The organism is Methylobacterium sp. CM6244 (genome assembly GCF_054817885.1).
The window spans coordinates 871218-897921 of the sequence record NZ_CM139247.1; the positions used below are offsets into that span (position 1 = coordinate 871218).

General features: G+C 65.7%; 19 protein-coding genes. 6 read left to right on the forward strand and 13 right to left on the reverse strand.

The features are described 5' to 3' along the window. Nucleotides 1-104 precede the first annotated feature (104 nt). Nucleotides 105-302 carry a hypothetical protein gene (locus tag ACYQML_RS03975; RefSeq protein ID WP_056422637.1) on the forward strand — a complete coding sequence of 66 codons (198 nt, stop codon included), beginning with the start codon at nt 105-107 and terminating at the stop codon, nt 300-302. Between the two features lie 102 nt (nt 303-404). Here ACYQML_RS03975 and ACYQML_RS03980 read toward each other — a convergent pair whose 3' ends face one another. After that, nucleotides 405-941 (reverse strand): Dps family protein, encoded by a 537-nt coding sequence (locus ACYQML_RS03980; protein WP_056422641.1) that lies wholly within the window; start codon nt 939-941, stop codon nt 405-407. A 201-nt stretch (nt 942-1142) separates the two neighbouring features. After that, entirely contained in the window at nt 1143-2078 is a 936-nt protein-coding gene (locus ACYQML_RS03985; protein WP_056422644.1) for a L,D-transpeptidase, read from the reverse strand. Between the two features lie 297 nt (nt 2079-2375). Here ACYQML_RS03985 and ACYQML_RS03990 point away from each other — a divergent pair, with 297 nt between their 5' ends. From ACYQML_RS03990 to ACYQML_RS04000, 3 genes are all read left to right on the forward strand, one after another. After that, nucleotides 2376-2768 (forward strand): hypothetical protein, encoded by a 393-nt coding sequence (locus ACYQML_RS03990; RefSeq protein ID WP_461234791.1) that lies wholly within the window; start codon nt 2376-2378, stop codon nt 2766-2768. 109 nt (nt 2769-2877) lie between these two features. Next, nucleotides 2878-4104, forward strand: a complete 1227-nt coding sequence (locus tag ACYQML_RS03995; RefSeq protein ID WP_461234792.1) for an exonuclease SbcCD subunit D — start codon at nt 2878-2880, stop codon at nt 4102-4104. Nucleotides 4105-4225: 121 nt separating this feature from the next. Next, nucleotides 4226-5206 carry a catalase family peroxidase gene (locus tag ACYQML_RS04000; protein WP_461234793.1) on the forward strand — a complete coding sequence of 327 codons (981 nt, stop codon included), beginning with the start codon at nt 4226-4228 and terminating at the stop codon, nt 5204-5206. A gap of 72 nt (nt 5207-5278) precedes the next feature. Here the strand turns inward: ACYQML_RS04000 and ACYQML_RS04005 are convergent, their stop codons facing one another. The 3 genes from ACYQML_RS04005 to ACYQML_RS04015 all read right to left on the reverse strand — a co-directional run bounded on the left by ACYQML_RS04005 (nt 5279) and on the right by ACYQML_RS04015 (nt 13568). Then, complete coding sequence (locus tag ACYQML_RS04005) at nt 5279-6067, reverse strand: calcium-binding protein (RefSeq protein WP_461234794.1); 789 nt, start codon at nt 6065-6067, stop codon at nt 5279-5281. A 228-nt stretch (nt 6068-6295) separates the two neighbouring features. Then, nucleotides 6296-9826 (reverse strand): hybrid sensor histidine kinase/response regulator, encoded by a 3531-nt coding sequence (locus tag ACYQML_RS04010; protein WP_461234795.1) that lies wholly within the window; start codon nt 9824-9826, stop codon nt 6296-6298. A gap of 775 nt (nt 9827-10601) precedes the next feature. Then, nucleotides 10602-13568, reverse strand: coding sequence for a hypothetical protein (locus ACYQML_RS04015; protein ID WP_461234796.1), 2967 nt, complete (start codon nt 13566-13568; stop codon nt 10602-10604). Between the two features lie 846 nt (nt 13569-14414). On the opposite strand from ACYQML_RS04015, the gene ACYQML_RS04020 reads away from it, so the two are divergent. Continuing rightward, nucleotides 14415-18170, forward strand: coding sequence for an AAA family ATPase (locus tag ACYQML_RS04020; protein WP_461234797.1), 3756 nt, complete (start codon nt 14415-14417; stop codon nt 18168-18170). A 122-nt stretch (nt 18171-18292) separates the two neighbouring features. Here the strand turns inward: ACYQML_RS04020 and ACYQML_RS04025 are convergent, their stop codons facing one another. The 4 genes from ACYQML_RS04025 to ACYQML_RS04040 all read right to left on the reverse strand — a co-directional run bounded on the left by ACYQML_RS04025 (nt 18293) and on the right by ACYQML_RS04040 (nt 24066). Beyond that, nucleotides 18293-20206 (reverse strand): methyl-accepting chemotaxis protein, encoded by a 1914-nt coding sequence (locus ACYQML_RS04025; protein WP_461234798.1) that lies wholly within the window; start codon nt 20204-20206, stop codon nt 18293-18295. Between the two features lie 558 nt (nt 20207-20764). Then, on the reverse strand, nt 20765-22579 hold the full coding sequence (locus tag ACYQML_RS04030) for a M10 family metallopeptidase (protein ID WP_461234799.1): 1815 nt from the start codon (nt 22577-22579) through the stop codon (nt 20765-20767). Nucleotides 22580-22810: 231 nt separating this feature from the next. Continuing rightward, nucleotides 22811-23263, reverse strand: coding sequence for a cupredoxin domain-containing protein (locus ACYQML_RS04035; protein WP_156467635.1), 453 nt, complete (start codon nt 23261-23263; stop codon nt 22811-22813). 140 nt (nt 23264-23403) lie between these two features. Then, on the reverse strand, nt 23404-24066 hold the full coding sequence (locus ACYQML_RS04040) for an HAD family hydrolase (protein WP_311276878.1): 663 nt from the start codon (nt 24064-24066) through the stop codon (nt 23404-23406). Nucleotides 24067-24302: 236 nt separating this feature from the next. Here ACYQML_RS04040 and ACYQML_RS04045 point away from each other — a divergent pair, with 236 nt between their 5' ends. Next, on the forward strand, nt 24303-24554 hold the full coding sequence (locus ACYQML_RS04045; RefSeq protein ID WP_311276877.1) for a hypothetical protein: 252 nt from the start codon (nt 24303-24305) through the stop codon (nt 24552-24554). Between the two features lie 31 nt (nt 24555-24585). Here the strand turns inward: ACYQML_RS04045 and rmf are convergent, their stop codons facing one another. The 4 genes from rmf to ACYQML_RS04065 form a co-directional block, all read right to left on the reverse strand. Then, nucleotides 24586-24774, reverse strand: a complete 189-nt coding sequence (rmf, locus tag ACYQML_RS04050) for a ribosome modulation factor (protein ID WP_082470600.1) — start codon at nt 24772-24774, stop codon at nt 24586-24588. Nucleotides 24775-24851: 77 nt separating this feature from the next. After that, the gene (locus tag ACYQML_RS04055; protein WP_311276876.1) at nt 24852-25187 is read right to left on the reverse strand and encodes a hypothetical protein; all 336 of its coding nucleotides are present in this window, start codon (nt 25185-25187) and stop codon (nt 24852-24854) included. Between the two features lie 76 nt (nt 25188-25263). Continuing rightward, nucleotides 25264-25551, reverse strand: a complete 288-nt coding sequence (locus ACYQML_RS04060; protein ID WP_311276875.1) for a hypothetical protein — start codon at nt 25549-25551, stop codon at nt 25264-25266. A gap of 95 nt (nt 25552-25646) precedes the next feature. Continuing rightward, nucleotides 25647-25895 (reverse strand): hypothetical protein, encoded by a 249-nt coding sequence (locus ACYQML_RS04065; protein WP_419953149.1) that lies wholly within the window; start codon nt 25893-25895, stop codon nt 25647-25649. Nucleotides 25896-26704: the final 809 nt, after the last annotated feature.

Genomic DNA, 26704 nt, shown 5'->3' on the forward strand with positions numbered 1-26704 from the left:
CAGGCCGATGTTCGGTCCTGTGCCTTCCGGCAAGGCGACGCGCGACCACGAATACCCGTCCGAGGACGCAGAACCGTTTGCGTCCGCTCAGAAAGGCATATCTCATGGCCCATAAATTCAAGCTCGGGCAGCGCGTGCGCCGCGAGCGCATCGGCTATGCCGACCTCAAGGCCGATCCGACCGACGTCTTCGAGATCGTCCGCCTCGTTCCCGAGGACCAGACCGGCGAGCCGTTCTACCGGATCAAGGCCGGCGGAGCCGAGCGCGCCGTCCGCGAAGGCGAGATCACCCTCGCCTTGTGAGGCTGTCGCCGCTCCGGCCACCTGCTGGAGACAATCGGAAAAAGGCCCCGCATCCTTCGATGCGGGGCCTTTTTTCATGTCTCGATACGGAGACGGTGAAGATTAGTGGCCGCCCTCGGTGGCATTGCGGGTCGCCTCGTAGAGGAACCATGTCCGCTCTTCGGACTGGTTGATCCACTCTTCCAGCAGGCTGGTGGTGGAAACGTCCTTGGCCTCGTCCGTCACCTCGTGAAGCTCACGCATGTTGGCGGTGAGAGTCTTGTTGTCGTCGCGCAGCTCGGCCAGCATTTCGAGCGGGCTGACATACTCGGCGTCGTTGTCCTCGACGCGGGACAGCCGCGAGGCCTGACCCAGCGACCGCAGGGTCGTGCCGCCGATCTTGCGGGCGCGCTCGCCGACATCGTCGATGATGGCGAAGATCTGCTGCGACTGCTCGTCGAGCATCAGGTGATAGTCGCGAAAGTTAGGGCCGCTCACGTGCCAGTGGAAGTTCTTCGTCTTCACGTACAAGGCGAAGAGGTCCGACAGCAGCACGGTCAGGCCCTCGGCGATCTTCTTCGTCGCCTCGGGGGCGAGATCGGTCGGGGTGTTCAGGCGATCCCCATCGACACGCGTACGCCCGCTCAAACTCTTTGCCATGACGTCATAACTCCGGTTGAATTCCGATCGTGGGCGGCGCTCAGCGCACACCCTGTGACGGGAAGAAGCCAGAGAGGCGAGGGAAGTTCCGATTCCCGAGCCCGGCACGGTGACGCTCGCGCTGTCGTGACACTCACACGGCCCCGAATGCCGGCGCCGCGGTGGAATCCGGCGGGCCATGCCCGCCGGGGCCAAGCGACCTCAGGTCAGCACGACGACCCGCGTGCCGATCTCGACGCGGCCGTAGAGGTCGATCACGTCCTGGTTGATCATGCGGATGCAGCCGGACGAGACGCTGAGACCGATGGATTCGGGCTCCAGGGTGCCGTGGATGCGGTAGAGCGTGTCCTTGTTGTCCTGCCAGAGGTAATGCGCCCGCGCACCGAGCGGGTTGCGGGAGCCGCCGGGCACGCCGAGGCCGCTCTGGAGCTGGGTCACCGACCGGGCGAGCTTGGGCGTCCGGGCGATCATCTCCTTGGGCGGATACCAATCCGGCCACATCTGCTTGGAATTCACCGTCGAGACGCCGGACCAGGAGAAGCCCTGCTTGCCGACGCCGACGCCGTAGCGTCGCGCCCGCCCGTTGGGCTGAACCAGGGTGAGGTGGTGCGCGCGCGGATCGACCACGATGGTGCCCGGAGGCTCCGCGCCCGTATAGGCGATCTCCTGGCGCAGGAAGTTCGGGTTCGCCTTGCGCCAGTTGAAGGCATGCACCGGGAAAGGCTCGTCGGTGATCGCCGCATAGGCCCGGGCGTAGTCGATCGGCCCATTATCCACCGGACGCGAGACGGGGTTGCCCTGGTTCGCCGGCGGCTGCTCGGCACGGCGGCGGGCATTCGGATCGGCATAGGGATCCGAATCGGGGTCGTCCTCGAAACGCGGAGCGGTGGCGCGCTCACGATAGGGCTCGTAGCGACCGCCACGGCGGCGATAGAGCCGTCCGGCCTCGTCCCGGTAGAGACGGTCGTCGTCATAGGGGCCGTATCCGTCGTCGGATTCGATGGCGAGGCGGCCACGGACCTGGGCCAGAGCGGCGAGCGGTGAACCGGCCAGGACCAGGGTCGCGCCGGCGCCGCTCAGCAGGGTCCGCCGGCTGAAGGGAAGAGTGGGGCGCTCGATGAGGGGGCGTTCGGACATGAGGTACTCAAAGATGGGCCGCTCGCCAGGGCGCGAGGACTAAAGCCAAGATTGGGCGGTGACTTAGCAAGACCAGGGGCCGCCGTCACGCCGGGCCGTCGCTCATCAGCATTGCGGTACGATCGGACCGGCGGCACGGTCTGGGAAGGGAGAATCCACCGACCTTTCATCATGCCGCGAGAATATGCGGGAGATGTCCGATTTCATCGATCCTTGCGATTGCAAAAATATCCGTCCGCATCGACATAAGGCGCTGCATTTCAACACCATCACATCTTTGGAAGACGGACGAATCCTGTGCCGATCTCTTCTTTCGCACGCCTCGGCGCGTCGGTCCTGACGCTCGCCCTTGGGCTGACACTCGCGGGGGAGAACCCCGCTTTCGCGGGTCCGAAGCCCGCTCTCTCGTCGCCGGCGGCCAAGGCCGTCGACTCCGCCAAAGCCGGAGCCTCCCGGACGAAAACCGCCAAAAGGTCGCGGACGGTGAAGGCCAACACGGTGAAGACGAAGCCTGCGCCCGTCGCCACCGGATCCCTCGCCAAGGAGGCCGCCGAAACCACCTCGACGGAAGCGCCCGGCGTCACCTGGACATCGGCCGAGCCGGACGAACTCCGCTGCGGTCGCAGCCGCCGCAAACTGTGGCAGGCGGGCGAAGGCTGGGTGGTCAAGAACGTGACGGTCTGCCGTTAAGCGTCTTTCCGACAAGCGGAGGCGGGCCGCCGGGTAGGACCGGTGGCGGCGGCGCGCTACAAGCCTCCTCGCCGCACAGACGATGTCCGGGCGAGTTGGAGGCGATGACGTGATCCGCGTGCTGCATACGGGCGACTGGCATATCGGGCAGTCACTGCGCGGCTATTCGCGCACCCACGAGCATGCGAGGGCGCTGGCCCATCTCGAAGCCATCGTCGTCGGCCACGAGGTCGACGCCCTCGTGGTGGCGGGCGACGTCTACGACAGTCAGAACCCGTCGGGCGAGGCGCAGGCGCTGCTCTACGAGGTGCTGGTGCGCCTGCACCGGGCGCGCCCTTCCATGACCATCGTCCTCACCGCCGGCAATCACGATGCGGCCGGGCGCCTCGAAGCGCCGAGCCCGATCCTCGAGGCCATCGGGGTTCGGGTCATCGGCAATGTCCGCCGCCGCGACGGCGCCCTGTCCATCGAGCGTCATCTCGTGCCGATCTTCAGGAACGGCGATGTGGCGGCGCAGATCCTGGCCGTGTCCTATCCCACCGCCGCCTGCCTGCCGCCCCTACGCCGGGAGGAGGGTTCGCCCATCGTCCGGGCCGTGCGGGCCCTCTACGCCCAGGTGATGGAGGCGGCGACGCCGCATCTCTCCGGCCTGCCGCTTCTCCTCACCGGGCATCTGCACGTGGCCGGGGGGACCGAATCTGAGGGGGCCGAGCGCCGCATCCTGGTCGGAGGCGAACATGCCGTGCCGCCCGACGTGTTCCCGGTGGAGGCCGATTACGTGGCGCTGGGCCATCTCCACAAGGCCCAGACCATCGGTGGCGGGATGGTGCGGTATTCCGGCTCGCTGATCCCGCTCTCGGCCACCGAGCAGCCCTACGCGCATGGGGTGAGCCTCGTCACCCTCGGCGATGGACCGGCCCGGGTGGAACACATCCCGATCCCGCGCCCGGTTCCGTTCCTGCGCCTGCCGCCGCGCGGAGACATGCGGCTCTCCGAACTCGGCGACCATCTCAAGGCGCTGGGCCTCGACCCGGCCCTGCCGATGGAGGAGCGGCCCTATATCCAGGTCCGCCTCGCCCGCGAGGGGCTGGGGCCGGGCCACCGCGCGGAGGTGGACCGGATCGCCGAAGGCTTCCCCGTCCGCATCGTCGATACCCGCGTGACGGCGGCGGCCGATCCGGTGGCGGAGGCCGTCGACGCGGCGCCGCTGGTGCGCCTGTCCGAGCGCGACCCGGAAGACCTCTTCCGCCTCGCCTTCGCGCGCGTGCGGGGCACCCCGCCGGAGCCGGCGCATCTGGAGGTGTTCCACCGGGTCCGGGCCGAGGCCGAGGCCTGAAATCCGCCACGCTGGCGCTTGTCACGCCGCCGTTACCCTGTACATATTATAATTCGATTGTGCGCCATCGAGTTTTGCCGGCCCATGCCGATGCGAGCCGGGCGACGGGGGAAACAGCGCCATGAAATCTACGATCGTCGCCACCGGCTGCGCCATGGCGCTCGCCCTCGCCTCTCCGGTTCAAGCCGAGGAGGCGGATGCCGCCGCCATCGTCAACGGCCAGTTCGTAGCCGGCGGCAACAAGCCCGGAGTGCGGGCCAGCGGCGCCAAAGGCGTCTGCCTCACCGGGCAGTTCACGCCCTCGGCCGAGGCGGCGGGGCTGTCCAAGGCACCGCATTTCGCCAAGACCGTGCCGGTGACGGCGCGATTCTCGATGGGCGGCAGCAATCCGAACGTGTCGGACAAGGCCAAGCCGGTGACGCGGGGCTTCGCCATGCGCCTGCGCGACCCGGCGGGCGACCTCGTCCTCGTCATCATTTCCGCGCCGGTCTTCTCGGCGCGCACGCCCCAGCAGCTGTTCGATTTCGTCTCCGTCCGCGCGCCCGGGCCCGACGGCAAACCCGATGCCGAGAAGGTCAAGGCTTTCGCCGCCGCCAATCCGGAGACCACGAAACAGGCGGCCTGGCTCAACGCCCGCCCGGTTCCGGCGAGCTATGCCGGCGTCGATTACTGGGGCGTCCATGCCTATACGCTGACGAACGCCAAGGGCGAGGCGCGGGTGGTGAAGCTGAAGACCGTCGCGGATGCGGGACAGCTCGGCCTGAGCGAAGACGACCTCAAGGCCAAGCCCGACAGCTTCTATGCCGATGAGTTGAAGGACCGCCTCGCCAAGGGGCCGGCTACCTTCTCCCTGGTGGCGATCCACGGCGAGGCCGGCGACCCCACCGCCGACCCGACCGCTTTGTGGCCCGAAGACAGCCGCAAGAGCACGACGCTCGGCACCCTCGCGATCACGGCTCTCGAGCCCGCCGCCACCTGCGACGCGGCCACGTTCGATCCGGTGGTGGACCTCCCCGCCGGCATCGCCGGCCCGGCCGACGACCCGATGTTCGCGATTCGCTCACCGGCCTATGCCGTGTCGCTGTCGCGCCGCTCGCAGTAGGGGCACGCTCGACCCGCCTGCCCGATCGCGAGGGGATCACGCGACCGGGCAGGCCGGAGGACGGCGCAGGCGTCAGAAGATGAAGCTGCCTTCCGTCACGGAATCGGCCGTGACGGAAGGCAGGATGATCTTGTTCGAGGCTCCGGTGTCACCCGTGAAGGTGATGATCGTGTTGGCCTCGCCGTGGAACGATCCGATCTTCACGTCATCCATGCTGCCCGTGATGACACCGATGTGAAGCACATCCTCGGTCACATCGAACTTGCGGATGACATCGCGGCCATCGCCCGAGACGAACTCGAAGGTGTCGGCGCCCGCGCCGTCGAAGAGGGAATCGCCGCCCTTGCCGCCGGTGATGTCGTCGCTGCCCTTTCCAGCCACGATGCGGTCGGCTCCGTCCGTGCCGGTGATCGTGGAGCCGCCAACGGCCAAGCTCTGCGAATAGATCTTCGCACCGATATCGACGCCCGTCATGCTGAGGGCCGCCCCATCGCGGACATAGACCCTCTCGATGCTGGCCAAGCCGGTGAACGAAGCGTCGGTCAGGGCGACGGCACTGCCTTTGTTTACGAAGAGCAGGTCCGTCCCCTCGCCACCATCCACCATCACGGGCGAACTGCTGATGACGAGGCGATCATTGCCATCCCGACCGTACAATTCGTCGGAACCGCCATTGCCGTTCAGCGTATTGGCGCCGACGGTTCCGTAAAGGACATCGTCGGACGCACTGCCGAGGATGTTCTCGAACTCCTCATATCCATCAATCAGCGCGCCAGGGCCGAAATCGAGCGTCCTGGCTTCCGTGTTGACGGATTGCTGATACCCAGACGTAGAATCATTAGGATCGAAGTCGCAATCCAACGTATAATGAAGTTCTGCTATCTCAATATCCGAAGGACAGATTCAATCTGAAAATTTTATAGATTGATATGATTTGCATAATTTATAATACAGTTATAGCTCGGTCCGGATTCCTCTGGATAAACCGCTCCCGAGCGAGAAGCCGGTCTCCCGCGGGCGGGTGAAGAACGCCACCCTCGCGTCGGGCCGCACAGAAGGGAGACGAGGGTTCGGGTGCCGAATTCACCCCTACCCGGAGGCGATCATGTCCTTGATCCGGCCGGCCAGCGCTTCCATCACGAAGGGCTTGGTCAGCACCTGCATGCCGGGCTCGAGATGCCCGTTGCCGACCACGGCGTTCTCGGCATAGCCGGTGATGAACAGGATCTTGAGGTCGGGCCGCGCCACCCGCGCCGCGTCGGCCATCTGGCGGCCGTTCATGCCGCCGGGCAGGCCGACATCGGTGACGAGGAGGTCGATGCGCACGTCCGATTGCAGCACCTTGAGGCCGGAGGCGCCGTCGGCCGCCTCGATGGCGGTGTAGCCGAGCTCTTCGAGCACCTCGGTCACGAGCATGCGCACGGTGGGCTCGTCATCGACGATGAGCACGGTCTCGCCCCGTTGCGCGCGCGGCGCGGCGGCGAAGGCGCCGGCCTCGTCCACCTCGGAGGCTTCGCCGTAATGGCGCGGCAGGTAGAGGCACATGGTCGTGCCCTCGCCGAGTTCGGAATAGATCCGCACCTCGCCGCCCGATTGCCGCACGAAGCCGTAGATCATCGACAGGCCGAGGCCGGTGCCCTCGCCCAGCGGCTTCGTCGTGAAGAACGGATCGAAGGCGCGGGCGATCACCTCCGGCGTCATGCCGGTGCCGTTGTCGCTGACGCAGAGGGAGAGATACTGGCCCGGTTCGAGGTTGCGTTCGCGGGCGGCATGCCCGTCGAGCCATTTGTTGGCGGTCTCGATGGTGAGGCGGCCGCCATCCGGCATGGCGTCGCGCGCGTTGATGCAGAGGTTCAGCAGCGCGTTCTCGAGCTGGTTGGGGTCCACCAAAGCCGGCCACAGGCCCGCTGCGCCGACCACCTCGATCGTCACCGCCGGCCCGACCGTGCGGCGGATCAGTTCCTCCATCCCCGAGACCAGGGCGTTCACGTTGGTGGGCTTCGGGTCCAGCGTCTGGCGACGCGAGAAGGCCAGCAGCCGATGGGTCAGGGCCGCCGCCCGGCGCGAGGCGCCCTGCGCGGCGTTGATGTAGCGGTCGAGTTCGGTCAGGCGCCCCTGCGCCATGCGGGTCTGCAGCAATTCGAGACTGCCCGAAATGCCGGTGAGCAGGTTGTTGAAGTCGTGGGCGATGCCGCCGGTGAGCTGGCCCACCGCCTCCATCTTCTGGGACTGGCGCAGGGCCTCCTGGGTCTGGGCGAGAGCGGCCTCGCGGGCCTTCTCCTCGGTGATGTCGCGGGCCACCGCGTAGAAGACGTCGCCCACCGGCGCGCTGACCCAATCGAACCAGCGATACTCGCCGGCCGCCGTGCGGATCTGGTTCTGGTGCCGCATGGTGCGGCCCTGGCGCATCGCCTCGACGATCCCGGCGCTGACATCGAGGAAATCCGGGTGGATGATCTGCCAGAACGGCGTCGCCAGCAGGGTCGCCTCGTCGTAGCCGAGCATCTCGCTCCAGGCCGGGTTCACGCTGAGGAACTGGCCGCCCAGGGTGCCCGACATCAGCAGGTCGGGGATCAGCGTCCAGATCCGCACGCGTTCCTGGATGCGCTCGGCGATCTCGCGTTCGAGCTCCGCCCGCGAGCGGGCCAGCACGTCGCGCGCCTCGACGATGTCCTGGATCTCGGTGCAGGTGCCGAACCAGCGCACGATCCGGCCGCCGCCGTCGCGCACGGGCTGCGCCCGCCCCAGCACCCAGCGGTACTGGCCCGACCGGTGCCGCAGGCGATACTCGATATGGTAGGGCTCGCCCGTCTCCAGGCTATGGCGCCACACCGTCCAGGCCTTGTCCTGGTCGTCGGGGTGGAAGAGGCCGTTCCAGCCCGCGCCGTCGGTGGAGCCCGCCGGGACGCCGGTATAGTCGTACCAGCGTTGATTGAAGTAATCGTGGTGCCCGTCCGGCAGGGTCGACCACACCATATGGTCGATGGAATCGGCGATGGCCTGGAACCGCCCTTCGCTCTGGCGCAGGCGCTCCTCCGCCTCCCGGCGCTCGTCGATGTCGATGACCGAGCCGACATAGCCGAGGAATTCGCCCTCCGTGCCGAAGCGCGGGGTCGCCGCATCGATGGCCCAGCGATAGGTGCCGTCGGCCCGGCGCAGGCGATACTCGACCCGGAAGGGCTCATGCGAAGCATTGGCGGACAGGAAGGTGTCCGCCGCCAGCCCCTCGTCGTCGGGATGCGTCGCCTTGGTCCAGCCGAGGCCGAGGGCCTCCGCCTCGGTCTGCCCGGTGAACTCGTACCAGCGCCGGTTGAGGTAGATGCAGGACCCGTCGGGAATCGTGACCCACATCATCACGGGGGCGTGGTCCGCCATGTTGCGGAACCGCGCCTCGCTCTCCGTCAGCGCTTCGGCCTGCGCCCTGCGCTGGGTCTCGTCCCGGGCGATCCGAAGGAAGCCGGGCGAGCGGCCCTGCAGGTCCGGCGGCAGCCGGTGGAGGGAGCCGGCGAGGAACACGCGCGTCCCGTCCGAACGCTGGTGCCAGCGCTCGGCATCGGCGCGGCCGGTCTCGACGGCCCTGGAGATCTCCCCGGCATCGATCCCCTTCGCCCGGTCCTCCTGCGTGAAGATCATCGAACCGTGACGGCCGAGCGCATCGGCGACGCTCCAGCCGAGAACCTCGACGGCACCCGCCGACCAGCTCGTGATGACGCCCTGCGGGTTCATGGTGAAGACGACGTGGTCGCGCGCGCCCTCCATCACGAGGCGCAGGCGCTCCTCACGTTCGCGCAGGGCCTCTTCGGACGCCCTGCGCTCGCTGATGTCGCGGTAGAAGACCGAGAGGCCGCTTCCCGACGGGTAGACCCGCACCTCGATCCAGATGTCCTGCTGAGTCGAGGTATGGCGGTAGGTGAGTTCGGCCGAGGCCCGCTCGGCCATGGCGCGGCGGTAGAGCGGCCAGGTCGGCATCCGCTCGGCATCCGGCCACACGTCGAGGAGGTGACGGCCGAGGATCGCCTCGGAGGGGCGGCCGTCGAGGCGCAGGCCCTCGGCGTTGATGCGGCGGACACGGAAATCGCGGTCGAGCAGGAGGAAGCCCTCGCCCATCCCGTCGAGGACGCCCCGCACCTCGGCCTCGCTCTCGCGCAGCCGGGTCTCGGCGCCGACCCGGCCGGTCGTCTCGGTGCAGGCGCAGAAGAAACCCGCGACGGAGCCGTCCTCTTCTCGCACCGGCGTGTAGGAGAAGGCGAAATGCGTCTCCTCCGGAAAGCCGTTGCGTTCCATGACGAAGGAGACATCGTCCATCTGGATAGAGAGTCCCGCATAGGCATCGGCGACGATGGGCGCGAGGTCGCTCCAGATCTCCGACCAGACCTCCGCGATGGGACGCCCCATCGCGTCCGGGTGCTTGTGGCCGAGCAGCAGCGCATAGGCGTCGTTGTAGAGGACGATCCGCGACGGCCCCCAGGTGATGAACATGGGCTGGCGCGAGGCGACCATCATCGCCGTCAGCGTGCGGAGGGAAACAGGCCAGGACTCGAAGGGTCCGAGGGGCGTCGCAGACCAATCCGCGGCCTCGATCAGCGCGCCGCACTCGCCGCCGTTCACGAGGACACTCACTGCCACCCTCTCTTCGTCGCCATGCTCGATGCAGGATGGCCCGATGCGGGATCGGATCGCGCGCCCGCACAGAAGCGATGCCTTTGCCAACGGCCAAGGTCGACCCGCCGTTCCCCGCCGGAGCCCGTGCCAAGGGGGCCTTCACCGGGGGGAAGGTCTCGCATCGTCATCGCGGCCCGATGACACGAGCCGGTGTCCGATGTCAAAGTCGCGGCGCCTGCCGGTCAATATCTCCGTTTGAAAGGTCGTCCTGAAAGATCGCCCCCAGGCTCCCGTTCCGATTCCTGGTGGTGGAAATCCGACGCTTGGTCCCCATCGCTCAACGTCCGGGAAGGGTGGACTTTTGCCAGTCTGCTTTGGGCGAGGAACGCCCTTGGCGGGCATCATCCAAGGCTTCGTCGGACTCCCACTTGAAAGCATAGATCAATGAGCGGGAGACGCCGGCACCGATCTGAGGAGCCGACCCCGATGAGGTCCTCACGTCTCGCCCAGCTACGTCCAGACGTTCTGCACCGTCCCCTGTCCGCCGATCCGCTAGGGCTCGCGCCGCTTGCTACACCACGCCTGAGGTGAGGTGCCGTGACAAGACGGCCAAGTGCTTATGAGGGCCCGAGAGCGGAGAACCCATCCCGGCCGACGGCGACCCGTTCCTATGAGGGGCATGCGACGTGCTGGCAGGCCACCCACGGCGATATGTTGCGTAGGTGGCCCAGAGCCCTGAGTATCAAGAAGCCCTGGCCGAACGCAAAGTGTCCGGCCAGGGCGTGTCACGGGCTTACGCCACCAGGAAGTCGGCGTGGGTCAGCGTGACCTTGGTGTCGATGACGGCGAACTGGATGGCCGTCTTGGCCGTGCCGCTACCATCGGCGTCGTAGGAGAGCGCACCGGTGTCGTGGTTGTAGAGGATGCGGTCGTTGGAATCGACCACGGCGCCGGTATTGCCGAGATCCTTGAAGGCGCTCGACGCGAGGCCACCCGCCGAGAGGGCGGAGAACACGCCCCGCGCCAACTGGATCGTGTCATCCGCCACCGCGAAATCGGTGAGGCGGTCGATGTTGCTCGAACCTAAGGCCGTCGAGAACACGAAGGTGTCGTTGCCGGCGCGGCCATAGAGTAGATCAGCGCCAGCGCCACCGTTGAGGGTGTTGGCACCCGCATTGCCCACCAGGGTGTTGGCAAGTTCGTTGCCACTGAGATTGATCGCGGTGGTGCCGGCCGCACTCGTCGTGTCGAGCCGCTCGATCTCCTGACCGGCTCCGAGCACGTAGCTGATGTTCGTCAACACCCGGTCGGTGCCGCCATCCGCCACCTCGAACACACGGTCGCCCGCAGTGTCGACGAGGTAGGTGTCGTTGCCGGCGCGGCCATAGAGCAGGTCAGCGCCAGCGCCACCGTCGAGGGTGTTGGCACCCGCATTGCCCACCAGGGTGTTGGCAAGTTCGTTGCCACTGAGCTTGATCGCGGTGGTGCCGGCCTCACTCGTCGTGCCGAGCCGCTCGATCTCCTGACCGGCTCCGAGCACGTAGCTGATGCTCGTCAACACCCGGTCGATGCCGCCATCCGCCACCTCGAACACGCGGTCGCCCGCAGTGTCGACGAGGTAGGTGTCGTTGCCGGCGCGGCCATAGAGCAGGTCAGCGCCAGCGCCACCGTCGAGGGTGTTGGCACCCGCATTGCCCACCAGGGTGTTGGCAAGTTCGTTGCCGCTGAGCTTGATCGCGGTGGTGCCGGCCGCACTCGTCGTGTCGAGCCGCTCGATCTCCTGACCGGCTCCGAGCGCGTAGCTGATGCTCGTCAACACCCGGTCGGTACCCCCACCCGCCACCTCGAACACGCGGTCGTCGGCAGTGTCGACATAGTAGATATCGTTGCCGCCGAGCCCCTGAAGCGTGTCGGCTCCAGCCTTGCCGTCGAGGATGTTGGCGCCGCCATTGCCCAGGATCGTGTTGGCCAGCGCGTTACCGGTGCCGTTGATGGCGGCGGTGCCGGTGAGTGTCAGGTTCTCGACATTGGCCGCTAACGTGACGCTGACGGACGAGCGGACAGTGTCTGTGCCGGCATTGGCCGCCTCGACGACGACATCCCCGGCGTTGTCGACCACGTAGGTGTCGTTGCCGACGCCGCCCGCCATCCGGTCCGCGCCCCTACCGCCGTTGACGATGTCGTTGCCGGCCAAACCGAGGATGACGTTTTTCCCTTCGTCACCCGTGAGCCGATCGCTGAACTCGCTGCCTTCGAGGTTCTCGATGTTCAGGAGGCGGTCCTTTTCCGCCGGGATCGTTGTTATGATGGGAGGGGGGGTGATGATGACTCCCCCCTCGGAGGGGAAAGGGTCTGGTTGAAACACGATCGTCTTTTCTGGGACGACCGCCTGCCAGTCCTGCTCATCGAGGGACACGATCACGCCGGCCTTCGCCGATTTGTAGCTCGCGATGTCGACGCCGTCGCCGCCGTCCATACGGTCGTCGCCGACGCCGCCGTCGAGCCGGTCGTTGCCCGTGCCGCCGATCAGGATGTCGTCGCCGCCGTTGCCGTGAAGGGTATCGTTGCCGTCGCCCTCTGCGCTGTAGACGATCCCGCCGCCGCCGCCCCGGAGCGTGTCGCCGCCTTGGCCGCCGAAGAGGGTGTCGTTGCCTTTCAGGCCCTCAAGCGTGTGAGGGGCGAGCAACTTCTCACCCCATTTGGTGGTGATCACATCGAGGCTCGAATCAGCCCGAAGATTGGTGTCGTCGTTGTTCGTACCCTTGATATGCTGACCTTGCGTCAAGCTCAGCAGGGCAGCGGCAGCTTTTTCGAGCTTTTCAATGCCTCTTGCTTCTCTGAAATAATTGTTGAAGGTATCTTCTTCTAATTTATTGAAATCAGTCAGAAAGTTCGGTTTTGTTGTTTGCTCTACAGGTGCGCGCCTTATGTATAGATCCTTGATGGCACTATAATCAGTCACTTCTCTTAGGGATTGAGATCCATTGGCGTAAATGAGGGTTGTCGCATCGAGCATCTGCTGTACCGATGCAGTCCCCTTGTCCCCTGCGAATATTTCGGCCTGAAAAATCGATCCGGACGCCGGCTCGTAGGAAACCCTGATCCATACTTGCGTGAAATCACCGGATTGCCTCTCATACACATCGAGCTTCGCCGGCATATTGTTCTGAGCGGACTCTTCGAACTTTTCGATACCCGTGGACAGCGATTCAATTGCCGTCTGCAATGTCTCTTTATATTGTGCGCTGGACGTTGCCCCATCGCCGATCTCGCGAATGACGGCAATTCGAGTGGTAATTGCGGATAGCAGCGCCGGAACGGCAATGGCGGCATCGGCATTGCTATCCAAAAGATAGTTCTTTGCCCGTGTGACCGCAGATGTCGAGAGTCTTTCCGCCTCAAACAGGTAGCTGTTTGCCAGTTCAGGATCGCTTGTTGTTAGGTACTGATGGACGTAAGTTTTAGCATCGCTTACGTCGGACTTGATATTTGATAGAATATTTCGATCGATATCGTTCCTAACTTCATCGACTGCCGCAAGTACCTTTTTGTTCAGCTCGACGATCTGATCGAGCTGCTCGCTCATTTCATCCAGGCGTTCCACGGTCGGATCCGTGTCTGCGCCACCGAAGATCTGGGTCAATTCTTTAGGGAGTTCGACACCAGGAATCAGCGAGACCAAGTTGACGGCTAGATTTGCAACGTTCAAGGCCGCGTCGAAATATTCGAACTTCAGCCCTTTGCTTACCGAGTTAGCCATTGTATTTTCCCCCTCTTAATTAAATATTTCGAGAGGCATTAGCACGATGCGCGACAGACGCATATGAAGGGATTCTACTGTTGCGCTCGGAAGTCTTGGCGTAGCGTCTCATCGCATCGTTTGTGGCGCGATGTCACACTCCAGCCTCCCTTAGGATTGGTGGAGCCATGTTCCTATGTCGGCTTTCGAGCCCGACAAAAACTGCTTCTCACGGCGGTGTTGGGGCGGGACCTGTCTGTCCGTTCTACGGCTGGCTTGGGTGGATTGCGGATGGGTCGTCGGCGATAAGGTCGTGAGATGTGGCCTCATGACAGGCGCCGAAGAGCTTCCAAGCGCGGCACGAGGCAGATGCCGCACTCTTCGATCTCGTTTCCTCCTCCGAAGAGACCGCTCGTTTCCTTCCGGCGTTCTCCGAGGGGGCGAATTCAAGATGAACGACTATGGGCGTCCGCCATCCCAAGAGCTCCGAATTCGGGTCGATGCCATCCGGTCTGCGGGACCGTTCACACCGATTTTGGCACCCGCGCCGTCATTCCGGAGCGCCGAAGGCGAGCCCGGCCCCGGAGGGCCGCGCCAGAGGCGTGCGAGCCAGATCCGCCGGGCGTGCCCTATCGAGCCCACGGAGCGGCTCTCGATTCCGGGCTCCGCGATGCGGCCCCGGAATGACGACGTGGCTTGTTCAGTGTCATGCCACATCCCGTTCACCCGAGTTCGAAGCCCTGCCGCCATCCCGCCGCGTGTGGACATCGTTGCGCGGCGTCTGCATCACCCTCGTCCGCTCGTCATCCTGGGCTATGACACCCTTCCCCGCATCCCCCTGACTTCTTCGAAACGAGGCCACGACCCTTGCGCATCCTGGCGATACGCGGCGAAAATCTCGCGAGCCTGGCGGCTCCCTTCTCCGTCGACCTGTCCGGCGGCCCCATCGGCGCCACCGGGATCTTCGCCATCACCGGCGAGACGGGGGCGGGCAAGTCGACCATCCTCGACGCCCTCTGCCTCGCGCTCTACGGGCGCTATCCGCGTGTCGCCACGAGCGGCCGCGAGCGCGCGCCCGATCCCGGCGGCGATCCCATCACCATCGGCGACGAGCGGGCGATCCTGAGGCGGGGGGCGACGGAGGGTTTCGCCGAGGTCGATTTCATCGGCCGGGACGGGCAGAGCTACTGCGCGCGATGGTCGGTCTACCGAGCGCGCGGCAAGGCCAATGGCCGTCTCCAGAACAAGACGCGCTCCCTCACCCGGCTGGCGGATGGGAGCTCCGTCGGCGACAGCAAGGCCGGCCTCGTCGACGCGGCGATCTGCGACCTCACCGACCTCACCTTCGACCAGTTCCGCCGCACCGTCCTGCTGGCCCAGGGCGAGTTCGACGCCTTCCTCCTGGCTGCCGAGGGCGAGCGCGCGGAACTCTTGGAGAAGATCACCGGCACGGCGATCTATTCCGAGATCTCGAAACGGGTTCATGCCGGCACCGAGGCGGAGCGCGCCAAGGTGAAGGAGCTGGAGGCTCATCGCGACGCCGTCGGCCTCCTCGACGAGGCGGCGCGGGCGGAGAAACACGCTGAACGGGCGCGGCTCCTCGCCGAGGTGGCGGAGTTGTCCGGCCGTCTGGCGGAGCTGAACGCGGCGCTGGCCCATGCGCGGCGCATCGCCGACACACGGGGTCAGGTGGCGGCGGCCGAAGCCCGCCTCGCCCTGGCGCGCGAGGCCCTGGACATCCATCGGCCCGACAGCCTTCGCTTGGCTGAGCTCGACGCGGTCGAGCCCCTTCGCGAGCCGGCGAGAAATGCGGCGCGGGCAGAGCGGGATCTCGCCGCCGCCGAAGCCGCCCTGGCACTGGCCCTGACGACGCACGGCGAGGCCGAAGCGCGGGCCGAAGCCGCGCGGGTGGCTCATGACGAGGCCGCCAAGGCGGACGAGGCGTCGGAAGCCGGGTTCAAGGCGCTCGGGCCGGTCTGGACGCGGGCGGCCGAACTCGACACCCGGATCGGCGAGGCCGCCACCGAATCCGCCCTTGCCGCCGAGGCGGCCGACGCCGCCAAGGCGAAGGCTCTGGAGGCACAGACGGCGCTGGCCCATCTGGATGCCAGTCACGCGGCGGCGGCGTCCGCGCGCAGCGACGTCGCCGCCCGGTTCGCGGCCGATACGGGCGGGGCTTTTCTCGCCCATCGGACGAACGAGGCCGAGCAGCTCTTCGCCAAGCGCGCGAGCCTCGGCGCAGAACTGGCCCAGGCCAAGGCCGATCTCCGCAAGGCCACGGGCGAAGCCTCCCGCCTCTCGGCATCGATCGCCACGGGGGACCGGGCGATCACACAGGCAAAGGCGGCGCGGACGCAAGCGGCCGAGCGCCGGGCAGCGCTGAGCACCGAGCTCGAACAGGTCGGCGAGGCCTCGGCACGGGCGCGCTCGGGCACGATCGACCGGCTCGCCGAGCAGCTGCGCGAGGCGCTGCCCCTCGCGCGCAGCCACGCGGAGGCGTCCCTCGCCCTCGAACGGGCCAGGACCGAGGCGGAATCCGCGAGGTCGGCCTTGGAGGCCGCGAGGTTGGCCAGCGAAGAGGCCGCCGCCCGGCAGGCCCGCGCGGTCGAGCTGCGAAAGGCCGTCGCCCCTCTGGCGGAGCTCGCCGAGGAGGCCGTCTCGCAGCAGGCCGCGCATCTGCGCAGCCTGCTGATCGAGGATCAGCCCTGCCCGGTCTGCGGCGCCACCGATCATCCGCATGCCCGGGACCAGGATCAGGATGGGCTCGGGCGGGTGGCGGCGGCGCTGAAGGCCCAACGTGCCGAGCAGGATGCGGCCATCGCCGCCGCCGGACAATCCCAGGCGGAGGCAGCGTCGGCACGTGCCGCCGCCGGTGCGAGGTTGAGCAATACCGAGGAGGCAGCGGCAGCCGCCATCGAGACGCTGGACCGCGCCAACGCCGCCTATGCGCTTCTCCGCCCGCACCTCCTCGCCACCCATGGCGATGCGGCGGTCGGCGGACATGTCCCGACAAGGCTCGATGCCGAGGCGGTGTCCATGCTCACGGGCCTGATCGACGCCCTCAAGGTCGCACGCGAGCCGCTGCTGGCCGCGCTGGAGCGGGCCGGGACATTGCGCGGCGAGATCGACGCCGTCGCGACGCGGATCGAGGCCGGGGGCCGGGAGATCGAGGCGGCGGAATTGGCCTGCGCGGCCGAACGCGAGGCCCTGCGCCTCGCCGAACTCACCGCCAACGGCGGGACGGTCCGCGTCTCGAGCCATACGGAGCGGCTGGACTCCCTCGCCCGCGAGATCACCCCCTATCTCGCTTGCGCCGGCCTGTCGCTGGCCGATCTCGACCGGGACGGGGCCGGCGCGGCCAGGCGCGTGGCCGAGATCGCCGCCGTGCACCGCGCCCTCGACCGCCAGCGCGAAGAGCTCGACCGGGAAGTCCAGGCCCTCGCGTCGCGTCGTGCCGGCGCGGCCGAGGCCCTGGGCTTCACCCGTGCCGCCGCGGACGCGGCCGGACGCCAGGCGCTGGCCCGTTCCGAAAAGCTCGCCGAGCTGCGGGCCGAACGGGCGCCCCTCCTCGGCGGCGAGGAGACCGGCCTGCATCGGACCCGGACCAACGACGCGCGCAAGCTCGCCCGCGATGCGCTGAAACGGGCGGAGGAGGCCCGCGCCGCCGCCCTCGCCGCCCTCGCCTCGGCGGTGACGGCGGCCGAGCACGGGACCTCTTCCCGCGACGCGGCCCGTCGGCTGCGCGAGGAGGCCGATGCCGTCTTCACGGCCGCCTGCGCCCCGCGCGGCGTCGAGGCGGTGCGGGAGGCCCTCGCCCTGCCCCCGGAGATCCGCTCCTCCCTGCGCCTTGCCGTGGAAGCCCGCATGGCGGAAGCCCGCGAAGCGGAGACCGCCCTCGCCACGCGGCGGGCCGACCTCGCAAATCTGCTCGACGCGCCCGAGATCGACGGTCCGGCCACGCAAGCGGCGGCGTCCGGCCTCGGCGAGACGATCACCGCCCATCAACAGGGTCTCGGCGCCATCACGGCCGATCTCGAACGGGACGACGCGGCGCGCCTGCGCGCGGCGGGGCTGGAGGCGGCGATCGCCGAGGCACGCGCCGACTTCTCTGTCTGGGAGGCGGTGAACGACGCCGTGGGCTCGGCCAGCGGCATCAAGTTCCGCCTCTTCGCGCAAGGGGTGACGCTGGAGCACCTGGTCCGGCTCGCCAACGAGCACCTGCTGGCCCTGAGCCCGCGCTACCGGCTGGTGCGCGGCGACCCGGCCAACCTCTCCCTCCACGTGGTCGACCGGGACATGGGCGAGGAGGTGCGCGCCACCCGCAGCCTGTCGGGCGGCGAGCGCTTCCTCGTCTCCCTCGCCCTCGCCCTTGCCTTGTCCGGTCTGGAGGGCCGCGATTCCTTCGTCGACACGCTCTTCATCGACGAAGGCTTCGGCTCCCTCGACGCCGAGACCCTCGACCTCGCCGTGGACGCCCTGGAGACGCTCCAGGGCCGTGGCCGCAAGGTCGGCGTCATCACCCATGTGGCGGCGATGATCGAGCGCATCGCCGTGCAGGTCCGGGTGGAGAAGCGCGGCAACGGCCGCAGCGTGGTCAGGGTCGTGGAGGCGGGGGCGGGGTGAGGCCGGGTCTGGCCGGCGCCGTCCGGCTTCCTCCAAGGGCACGAGGGGTGGGACGCCGCCCAGTGGCGTCCCACCCCTTCCATTTTCGTCCGTCCAAACCCGACGACGTGTTCCCCTCGGGGTCAGGCGGCCCGCACGGTCGCCAGGAAGCGGCCGACCTCGCTCGAGAGATACTCGGAGTGACGCGAGAGTTCGGACGCCGAGACGAGCACCTGGGCGGCGGCGGCTTCCGTTTCCTCGGCGGCGCCTGCCACGCCGGAGATGTTGTAGGTCACCTCCTTCGTTCCGGCGGCCGCTTCGGCCACGTTCCGCACGATCTCCTGGGTCGCCGCCCCCTGCTCTTCCACCGCGGAAGCGATGGCGGTCGCGACACCATTGATCTCCTGGAGGCGGCCTGCGATCTCGCCGATCGCGTGGACCGTCTGCTCGGTGGAGCCCTGGACACGCGCGATCTGACCGGAGATCTCCTTGGTGGCCTGGGCCGTCTGGTTGGCGAGTTCCTTGACCTCGGCGGCGACGACGGCAAATCCGCGTCCCGCTTCCCCGGCCCGCGCCGCTTCGATGGTGGCGTTGAGGGCGAGCAAGTTCGTTTGGCTCGCGATCGTCGAGATCATCTCGACCACCGCGTCGATGCGCGCGACGCTGCCGCTCAGTTCCTCCACGAGACGGCGTGTCTCGCTGGCCTCGGACACGGCGGATTGCGCGAGATTGGCGGAGCCATCGACCTGACGCCCGATCTCCTGCACGGACGATCCCAGTTCCTCGGCCGCGGCCGCGACGGTGTTGACGTTGGTCGCCGCCTCCTCGGCCGCCGCCGCCACGGTGGTCGACCGACCGGCCGTCTGCCTGGCGGCCGATGTCATCGTCTGGGCCGTGGCCTGAAGCTCCGTGGCCGACGAGGCGACGAGCCCGATGACACTGCTGAAGGACGCCTCGAAATCGTCGGCCATCGCCATCATCGTGCTCTGGCGCTCGCGGAGAGCGGCTTCCTTTGCGATCCGATCACGGTCGGCCACATCGGCGGCTTTCTGGGCGACCATCGTCTTGATGCCCTCCACCGCTCTCCCGACCGCGCCGATCTCGTCCTTCCGGGCGGCGGCCTTGATCTCGGTGTCGATGTGACCGGCGGACATGTGCTCCAGAACCTTCACGAGACTTCCCAGCGGACGGGCGACCGTGCGTGACAGGAGCTGGCTGACGACGAGGGCCATGATGACCAGGGCCGAGAGCGTTGCGACGATCATCACGAACTTGAGGCGCTGGACGGGGGCGAACGCCTTGGCCTGATCGATCGACAAGGCGACGTACCATTCCATCGCGGGCGGCAGGTTGGGCACGCGAACGAAGGTCATGAGCGTAGAACGGCCCTCCTCCGTCACCTCCGTGAAAGCCGGTCCGATCGGCGGAAGGGGTCCGGAGACCAAGTCGGAAAGCGGCTTTCCGAGGAGCTCGGCCTTTGAATGGACGAGGATCTTTCCGGTCTTCGAGACCAGGTAAGCGTAGCCGAAACCACCGATATCGACCTCGTTGATCATCTTCGAAAGAACATCGACACTGAAGTCGTTGCCGATCACGCCGAACAGCTCCTTCGTCTCGTCATAGACCGGCGCTGAAATCGTGATGGTCATTTCCTGGGTGCTGGCGGCAATATAGGGGTCCGTCATGGCGACGCCCCCGGCTTCGACCGCAGCCTTGAACCAAGGACGCTCGCGTGCATCGTATCCTGGCCGGATGGGGCCCTTCGGGATCTTCGTGTAATTCCCCCGGACGTCCCCGAAGGAACTGAGAATGAACGACTTGGTCATGGCCGGCGATCCCAGAACCTTGTCGATCTGACGGTCGTCCATTCCCTTGACGATCTGCTGGGTGGCCATTTCCGCCAAGTCGGATTTGCCGATCAGCCAATTGCTGACGTTCCGGGACGCGGCGTTTCCGAGATTGGTCGCGCTCAGCCTGACCGCCCTCTCGACTTCTTGAGACTGGCTCGTGAACAAGTATAGCGACAGGCAGATCAGGAGCAGGAACAGGGAGATCACGATCGACGCCGTCGCTTTGGAAGCGACGCCGGAAAATCCTCCGAAGAGAGTATTGCGAGAGGTCGCTGCTTTCACGGCCCTGTTAAGTAGCATTATATAGCCTATTCGTTGCCGTCTTACCCTTGGAAGACTGCGCCCTCCATTTGCATGTGCAAGCGCGATATCGCCCACGAAGCTTAAGTATTAATTAATTCTTACTTTATGTGGCGGCTAACATTCAGCAATAGTCATCGGCTTGTTTGCAGACTGAAGAGAGCGAACAGGTCTCACCCGGCATTGTGGGGCTTTTGTCGATCGTTGTGGAAGAGCAGCGATGAATCGGGCGCCTTTCCCTGAGAGCCCCTTGGACAAGCGTCGGCGGCCGAGTGACCGGGCTGGAGGGCAATCGGCCGCGATGGCGAGATGGGGTTTGCAAGCGGACCATGCGGCATGAACGGCCTCATACCCGGTCTCACCGACCCTGACCCATAGGTCAGGATGAGTGAGATCCGGCGCACGACCGCCCCCGCGCCGTCGCGCGGGCAGGCCTCGATGAGTCAGACTCAGCGAGGTCTGTTCTCAGACGAAGAAACCCGAATCGACCTGCGAGACTCGGATATGGTCGAGCTCGACCGTACCGCCGCCCGACAGGGTGAGCAGGGCATAGCCGTCGGAGGATCGCCCGACGACATAGCTCTGCCCGGAGAGATCGATCCGGTCACCGCTCGAGGCGCTGAAATCGAACAGCGTGTCGTGTCCCGAATGGATGTCGAAAACCGAGCGGTTGGCTCCCGCGCCGAGGAAGAACTGGTCGTCTCCGCGCCCGCCGATCAGGACGTTGTCGCCCCTGTCGCCGATGAGAACGTCGTTGCCCCAACCGCCATAGAGCCTGTCGTTGCCGGCGCCGCCTTCGAGCCGGTCGTTGCCCAGGCCGCCGAGGAGCGTGTCAGCGCCGTCATTGCCGTAGAGCCGGTCGTGTCCGGCCCCGCCATTGAGGGCATTGTCGCCCGCATTGCCGCGCAACGCATTCGCCCCATCGTTGCCGGTGGCCTTCGTCGCGGCATTGCCAATGAGGATCAGGTGCTCGACATTCTCGCCGAGCGCGTAGGAGACGCTGCTCCGCACGTAGTCGGTTCCCTGGCCGGCCCACTCCACCACCACGTCGCGCCCGTCATCGACGAGGTAGGTGTCGTTCCCGGTCAGGCCGAACATCTTGTCGGACGAGAGACCACCGTCGAGGCGGTTATCGGCCGTGTTGCCGACGATCCGGTCATGCCCCCGGCCGCCGATGGCGTTCTCGATCAGGGAGCGGAGATCGCCCTGGTGCAGGAGCGCGTTGGCGACGTTGCCGACCGCGATCGCGTCGCCGCCGCTATAGGCCTGATGGTTGACGAGCTGCGCGGTGGAGAAGGTCGAGAAAGCCCCCGGGCGGAGATCCACGTCGAGGGCGGTCGCATAATTCGAGAGGTCGTAGGTGTCCCGGCCGTTGCCGTCCCAGACGGTCATGGAGATCTTGTTGGCGGTGGGAGCACCCTGGCCGATGCCGTCGATGGATAGCTCGCCGGTCTTGGTGTCCCAGCGATAGGTCGTGTTGCCACTCTGGGTCTGGAAATTGGCGCCGTAGAGGAATTGCAGGGCGGCGATGTCGTCCTGCATGTAGGTCTGAGGCTGGTTGAACCCCTCGCCTTCGAACGGATGATCGAAATTGGTCGGGTCGGACCGGTAGGTCATCAGCGACCAATCCTGCCCGTCCTTCTCCAGGGGAAGCGCCGCGGTGCCGTAGCGGGGCGGGCTACCGGCGAGACCGAGGTCGCCATTCAGGGGGACGTAGGTATAATCCTGATGGCCATGCTTCAGGCCGAGCGCATGCCCGATCTCGTGCATGTTCGTTGCCTGGCCCCAGTTTCCGATCGCCGGAACGCTGTAGAACGGCTGGTCGGAGTAGGTTCCGAACCAGACATCCCCGGCTTGGAGATTGCTCGACGGGAAGTTGGCATGGGCCGAGCCCTCCTCTTTCCAGAAGGTCTGGCTGAAGCGCAGCTCGGCATGGGTCGTGGCGGTCTCGGTGATCTCCTGGAAATTCAGGTTGGTGTAGGAAGCCACGAGGTCGAGGGTGTAGCGCGTCGCCTCCTGCTGCTGCGGATTGAAGGCCTGGTGGTAGAGGGGGTCTCCGAACTGACCCGGATTTTCCTCGTAACCGGACCCTTCGTAGAAGCTCCCGCTCGCGGGAAAGCTGTAGGTCAGCGTGCCGATCGTCCATTTCGCGCCGATCAGGACCCCGTCGATATGGTCCTCCCCGGCGAAATGGTACGTCCCGTCGCGATCTTGGAATTGATACAGCAGGGCGGTCTTGCCGTCGCTGCGGCTGACTGGTGCTGAACCCGGTACGGCCATTGTCTCGCGCCTTCACAATCGAGCATGATTGTTCGCGCCGTGATGGCCGGTCAGGGCGATGGCTCGCATCGACAGCGCTCAAGACTGGGTTCTTGAGGCTTTCCGGTTAAGACATAGCTTAACGACACTGAGAATGGTGGCCGGACAGGCGGATCTCCGAAGAGTTGCCAGGGGCAGGGCAGCCGGCCAAGAAGATGACGGCGCCCGGCTTTGAGCCGGAGCGCCATCTGGTCATCCGGCGGGTGGCGTCAGGATCAGCTTGCCGACGAAGGGGGCGTCGGCATTGCGGGTGCTGGTGCAGCCATAGGCGGTCTCGCCCGCCTTCATGGTCCGCAACCGCAGCACGCCCTTGCCGTTCTGCTTCACGGTGTAGCCCTTCTCGCTCATGACGTGGACGAGGTCGCCATCCGCGTGCAGCACCTTCGCATTCTCGAACTGTCCCTCGGCGGTGATCGTCACGGGAGCATTCGCCGTGCTGACGATATGAAGCTCCACATTCGTGTCGGCGGGCAGCCGCAACTCGGCCGGACTGCAGACGGGCTTTCCATTCTCGAGTGCAACCGTCAGCTCGACCGGCGGCATCGCATCGGTTGCCGGTGGCGCCAGAGGCTTGCTTTGGGAATAAGCCGGACCCGCAATGAGTACGGCCGCCGCTACGGCAAGGCTTCGACGAATCGTCATCATCTTTATTGGCTCCGTTACTTCGCATCCAGGCGGTGCGCAGCGTCATTCTGATAAGAACGACCACTCGCCCCTGTTCCAGGCTGCGACGAAGCGAGCCCCTGACCTGCGCTCCGACGGAGTGTCGGACCGATGGGGCGATGTCAGGCGACGAGGGGAGAGCGATCGAAACCGGCGAGCAGATCCTGCGGGTCTCGATAGATCGCGATGCAGCCGGCCTTCGACAGGTCCGCAGCGGGGAAGCCGCCACAGAGGACGCCGATCGTCGAGAGACCGGCTTTGGCCGCGGCCTCCGCATCGTAGGGCGTATCGCCGACCACGACGATCGATCGAGGTTCGAGGGGCGCGAGTTTCTTGAGGGCCGATTCGAAGATGTCGGGATGGGGCTTGGAGCGCTCCACATCATCCGAAGACGTAACGACGTCGACGAGGTCGGCGATGCCAAGCAACTCCTGATAATGCTCGACTTCGTCCTGCTTGCCCGAAGACCCCAGGGCGATCCGTAGATCCGCTGCCCTGATCCGCTCGAACAGAGCTCTCACCCCGGGAAACGGCCGCACCCGATCCAGGTACTCGCGCTTGAACAGGTCGGAGCGGTAAGCCTCGATCGTCTCGCCCTCGCGAGCGACGCGATCCGGCGGCAGGAAGACCGGCATCAGCTCGTCGCCGCCCTTGCCGATCTGGCGCCGGACCAGAGCGGGATCGGTCTCCACCCCGAAATGGGCGAAGGCATCGACCCAGGCCTGGGCATGCAGGTCGACACTGTCGAGCAGCGTCCCGTCGATATCGAAAATCACTGCGCGCATTGGTGGCCCTCCGCGCCGACAACCATCGGGAGGATGCGCCGTTCCGCCGGACCGAGGCCAAGGACCGATGGATGGCGGTCGAAGGGGGGGTCGCGTTGCGGTCGAAACGGGGGCAGCGTTGCGGTATCCGACGCGCCGCCGCTCCCCTCCAAAATGGGTCAGAGCGTGGCGGCGTGCCGCCCCGATGCGCGAATAAGCATTATCATGCTATATATTATCCTGGGCGGACCGCGTGTATGGCATTTTCGTTCTTGACCGAAGTGAGCGCCGTTTGCCCAATGATGAGCCATCACTGTCTCGACCCCCATGATCCCTACGCCCAGGCGGAAGTGCTGGTGACGTTCGAGGGAGTTTTCCCCGACATCCGCCTGTTATCGGCCATCGACCGGGAAGGTGACGACATCCTTTCGGATTTGATCGATGAGCAGAAGCGCGATTTGATCGATGAAATTGCCGCGTTCTATTACGAGGCGCGGACGGCAGCCTGACCGTCCGTCGCGCTTTGTTACTGGCTTCCGCTCAAAGACGCCTTTCGTACGATGGTCGGGCCGACTCTTCCTCGCGCGGCGTGCCGTCATACCCTTCCATCCAGGATAAACGCTCCTCGCTATCGCGAGGATAGGGACATGCATCCTTGGGATGGCCATGGATGCGGGCCTGCGCGCCCTGCTCGATAGGGTCGGGGCGCGAATGACGGATGTCGGCCATGGAACTGCCTCCGTGCTATGGGTGTGATCGGTCAACTCGGACAAACCGGTCGATGATCCCGCGACCAAAGGGTTCTCTCAGCCCTTTGTCCCCTCGGAGTGGGGCGACGGCCAAGCCTGGCGCTCGGCGTCCACCCCCGCACCATCGGCCTTGCAACCCGCCGCCGGATTGTCCCTCTCGTCATCCTCGACCTTGCCGATCATCTGCTCGAGCAGCGGTGGCAGCTTCATCGCAGAGGCATCGAGGATGATGGCGGCATCGAGCAGCGCATGGATCTGCGCTTCGGGAATGGGTTGACTGGCGATCTGGGCGCCGAGGACACGGTCTGCCAGCTGGCCCGCGAGCCGCGAGACCTCCGACAGCCGGCCAACCACATCCAGAGCGGTGGAGGAGGTATCCCGGCTCCGGTTCATGGCAGATGGTCTCCCCCGTCAGGTGCTCGGACCATGCCCCCACGCGCGGGACGCTTCTCGCCGGCTTCGCCGACCGTCAGCGCAAAGCCGCAGTGAAGGATCTGTCGATCGGGTTCAGGGATGTCATCCTGGGTCCGCGCATCTCGGGGGCGGTCAACTCGACATCGTCGAGTACCGCATTGGCGATCGCAACAAGGTCTTCCGCCGAAGCATCCAGCCGGGGACGGATGGCCTCGGCCAGACGCGTGACGAGGGTCTGCTCGACGCCCGGGTGAATCCGCGAATTCACCTGCCTGACATAGGCAGCCAGAACGTTCTCCGCGATGTCGCGCGCGGCCTTATCGGCTTCGGGTGTATCCTGCACGGAAAGCGTCCTGATGTTGGAGATCGGATCTTGCGAGGTGGCTCTTTGACGAGAGCCGGCCTCTGTCGCTTGGCTCGACAAGTCTCGAAACCACATCAGTGTTTCAGCAGGGTCTCGAACTTCTCCTCGGACGGCAGCGTGTTCGAGAATTGCGAAAGGCGGCTCAGGCTGGGCTCGGTCAGACCGCCCGCATTCGCATAGGCGGCAAGTGCGAAGCTCACCAGCAGCTCCGCTTCCTGCTGCGTAACGGCACGTCCGCTTAAGACACTCGCGGCTCCCCGCACCGCATGCACGGCCTGACCGAATGCCGGATCTCCCCTCAGCTCCGCGACACGTCTCGGCACCCTTCCCTCCTTCGGCTTCGTTCGCCAACGATCGCCTACCGGTGGCGGATCGCAATCGATCAAAGCGTCAGAATAGCCTTGGTTTCATCCGTCCCGAACGGCGCAGCACGGAAAGGCACGCCCGAATCGATCAGACAGCGAGTCAGTCGCTTGAACGATGAAGCAGGATAAGAATGAGATAGGGTAGGGTGAATTCCCCAGGGCGCTCGCGGTGTTACCCGTGGCATGGCTCCTGGCAGTTTCAGCTAGACTGGAAACCTAGCTAAGTGTTGGCGCGCCGGACAGCATGAAACTGCGAACGCTTATGTGATTGTTTTGCAAAGATAATTTTAGTGGCTGCTAGGATTGATCCTTCAGCCGGCAGTAAGCAGACAAGGCTTGAACTATGAGGAGGTGCCGCTTCGAATATGTGAGCCAACGAAGCGTCGAGCTTCAGATCAATCAAAAATAGGAAAAACTGGGTGCGACGCCAGGATTCGCAGCCAAAACCGACGGGGTACGACATCAAGGGGTTAGACCCTCGATCACCCGTCTCAAGTGGCATCGGACCTGGGAAATGGATCATCAGAGTGGACCCTGGTCAACGCTGGATTTGACGCACTCCACAGCGGCGAATGATGCCAGAGTGTCGGCAGCACGCTAGCGTTGTGGCCGCGTCAGCGTTCGAAGTAAGAGCATCTATGTTCTGTATAAGTATGTTGCGTGGGTTCCATGAGAGGATGAATCGGCATTGAGTTTTCCTCTTACACTCTGTTTAGCAACTATCCGCAGCATAAATACCTACCAGTCGTCGTGCGGCAGTAATTGCA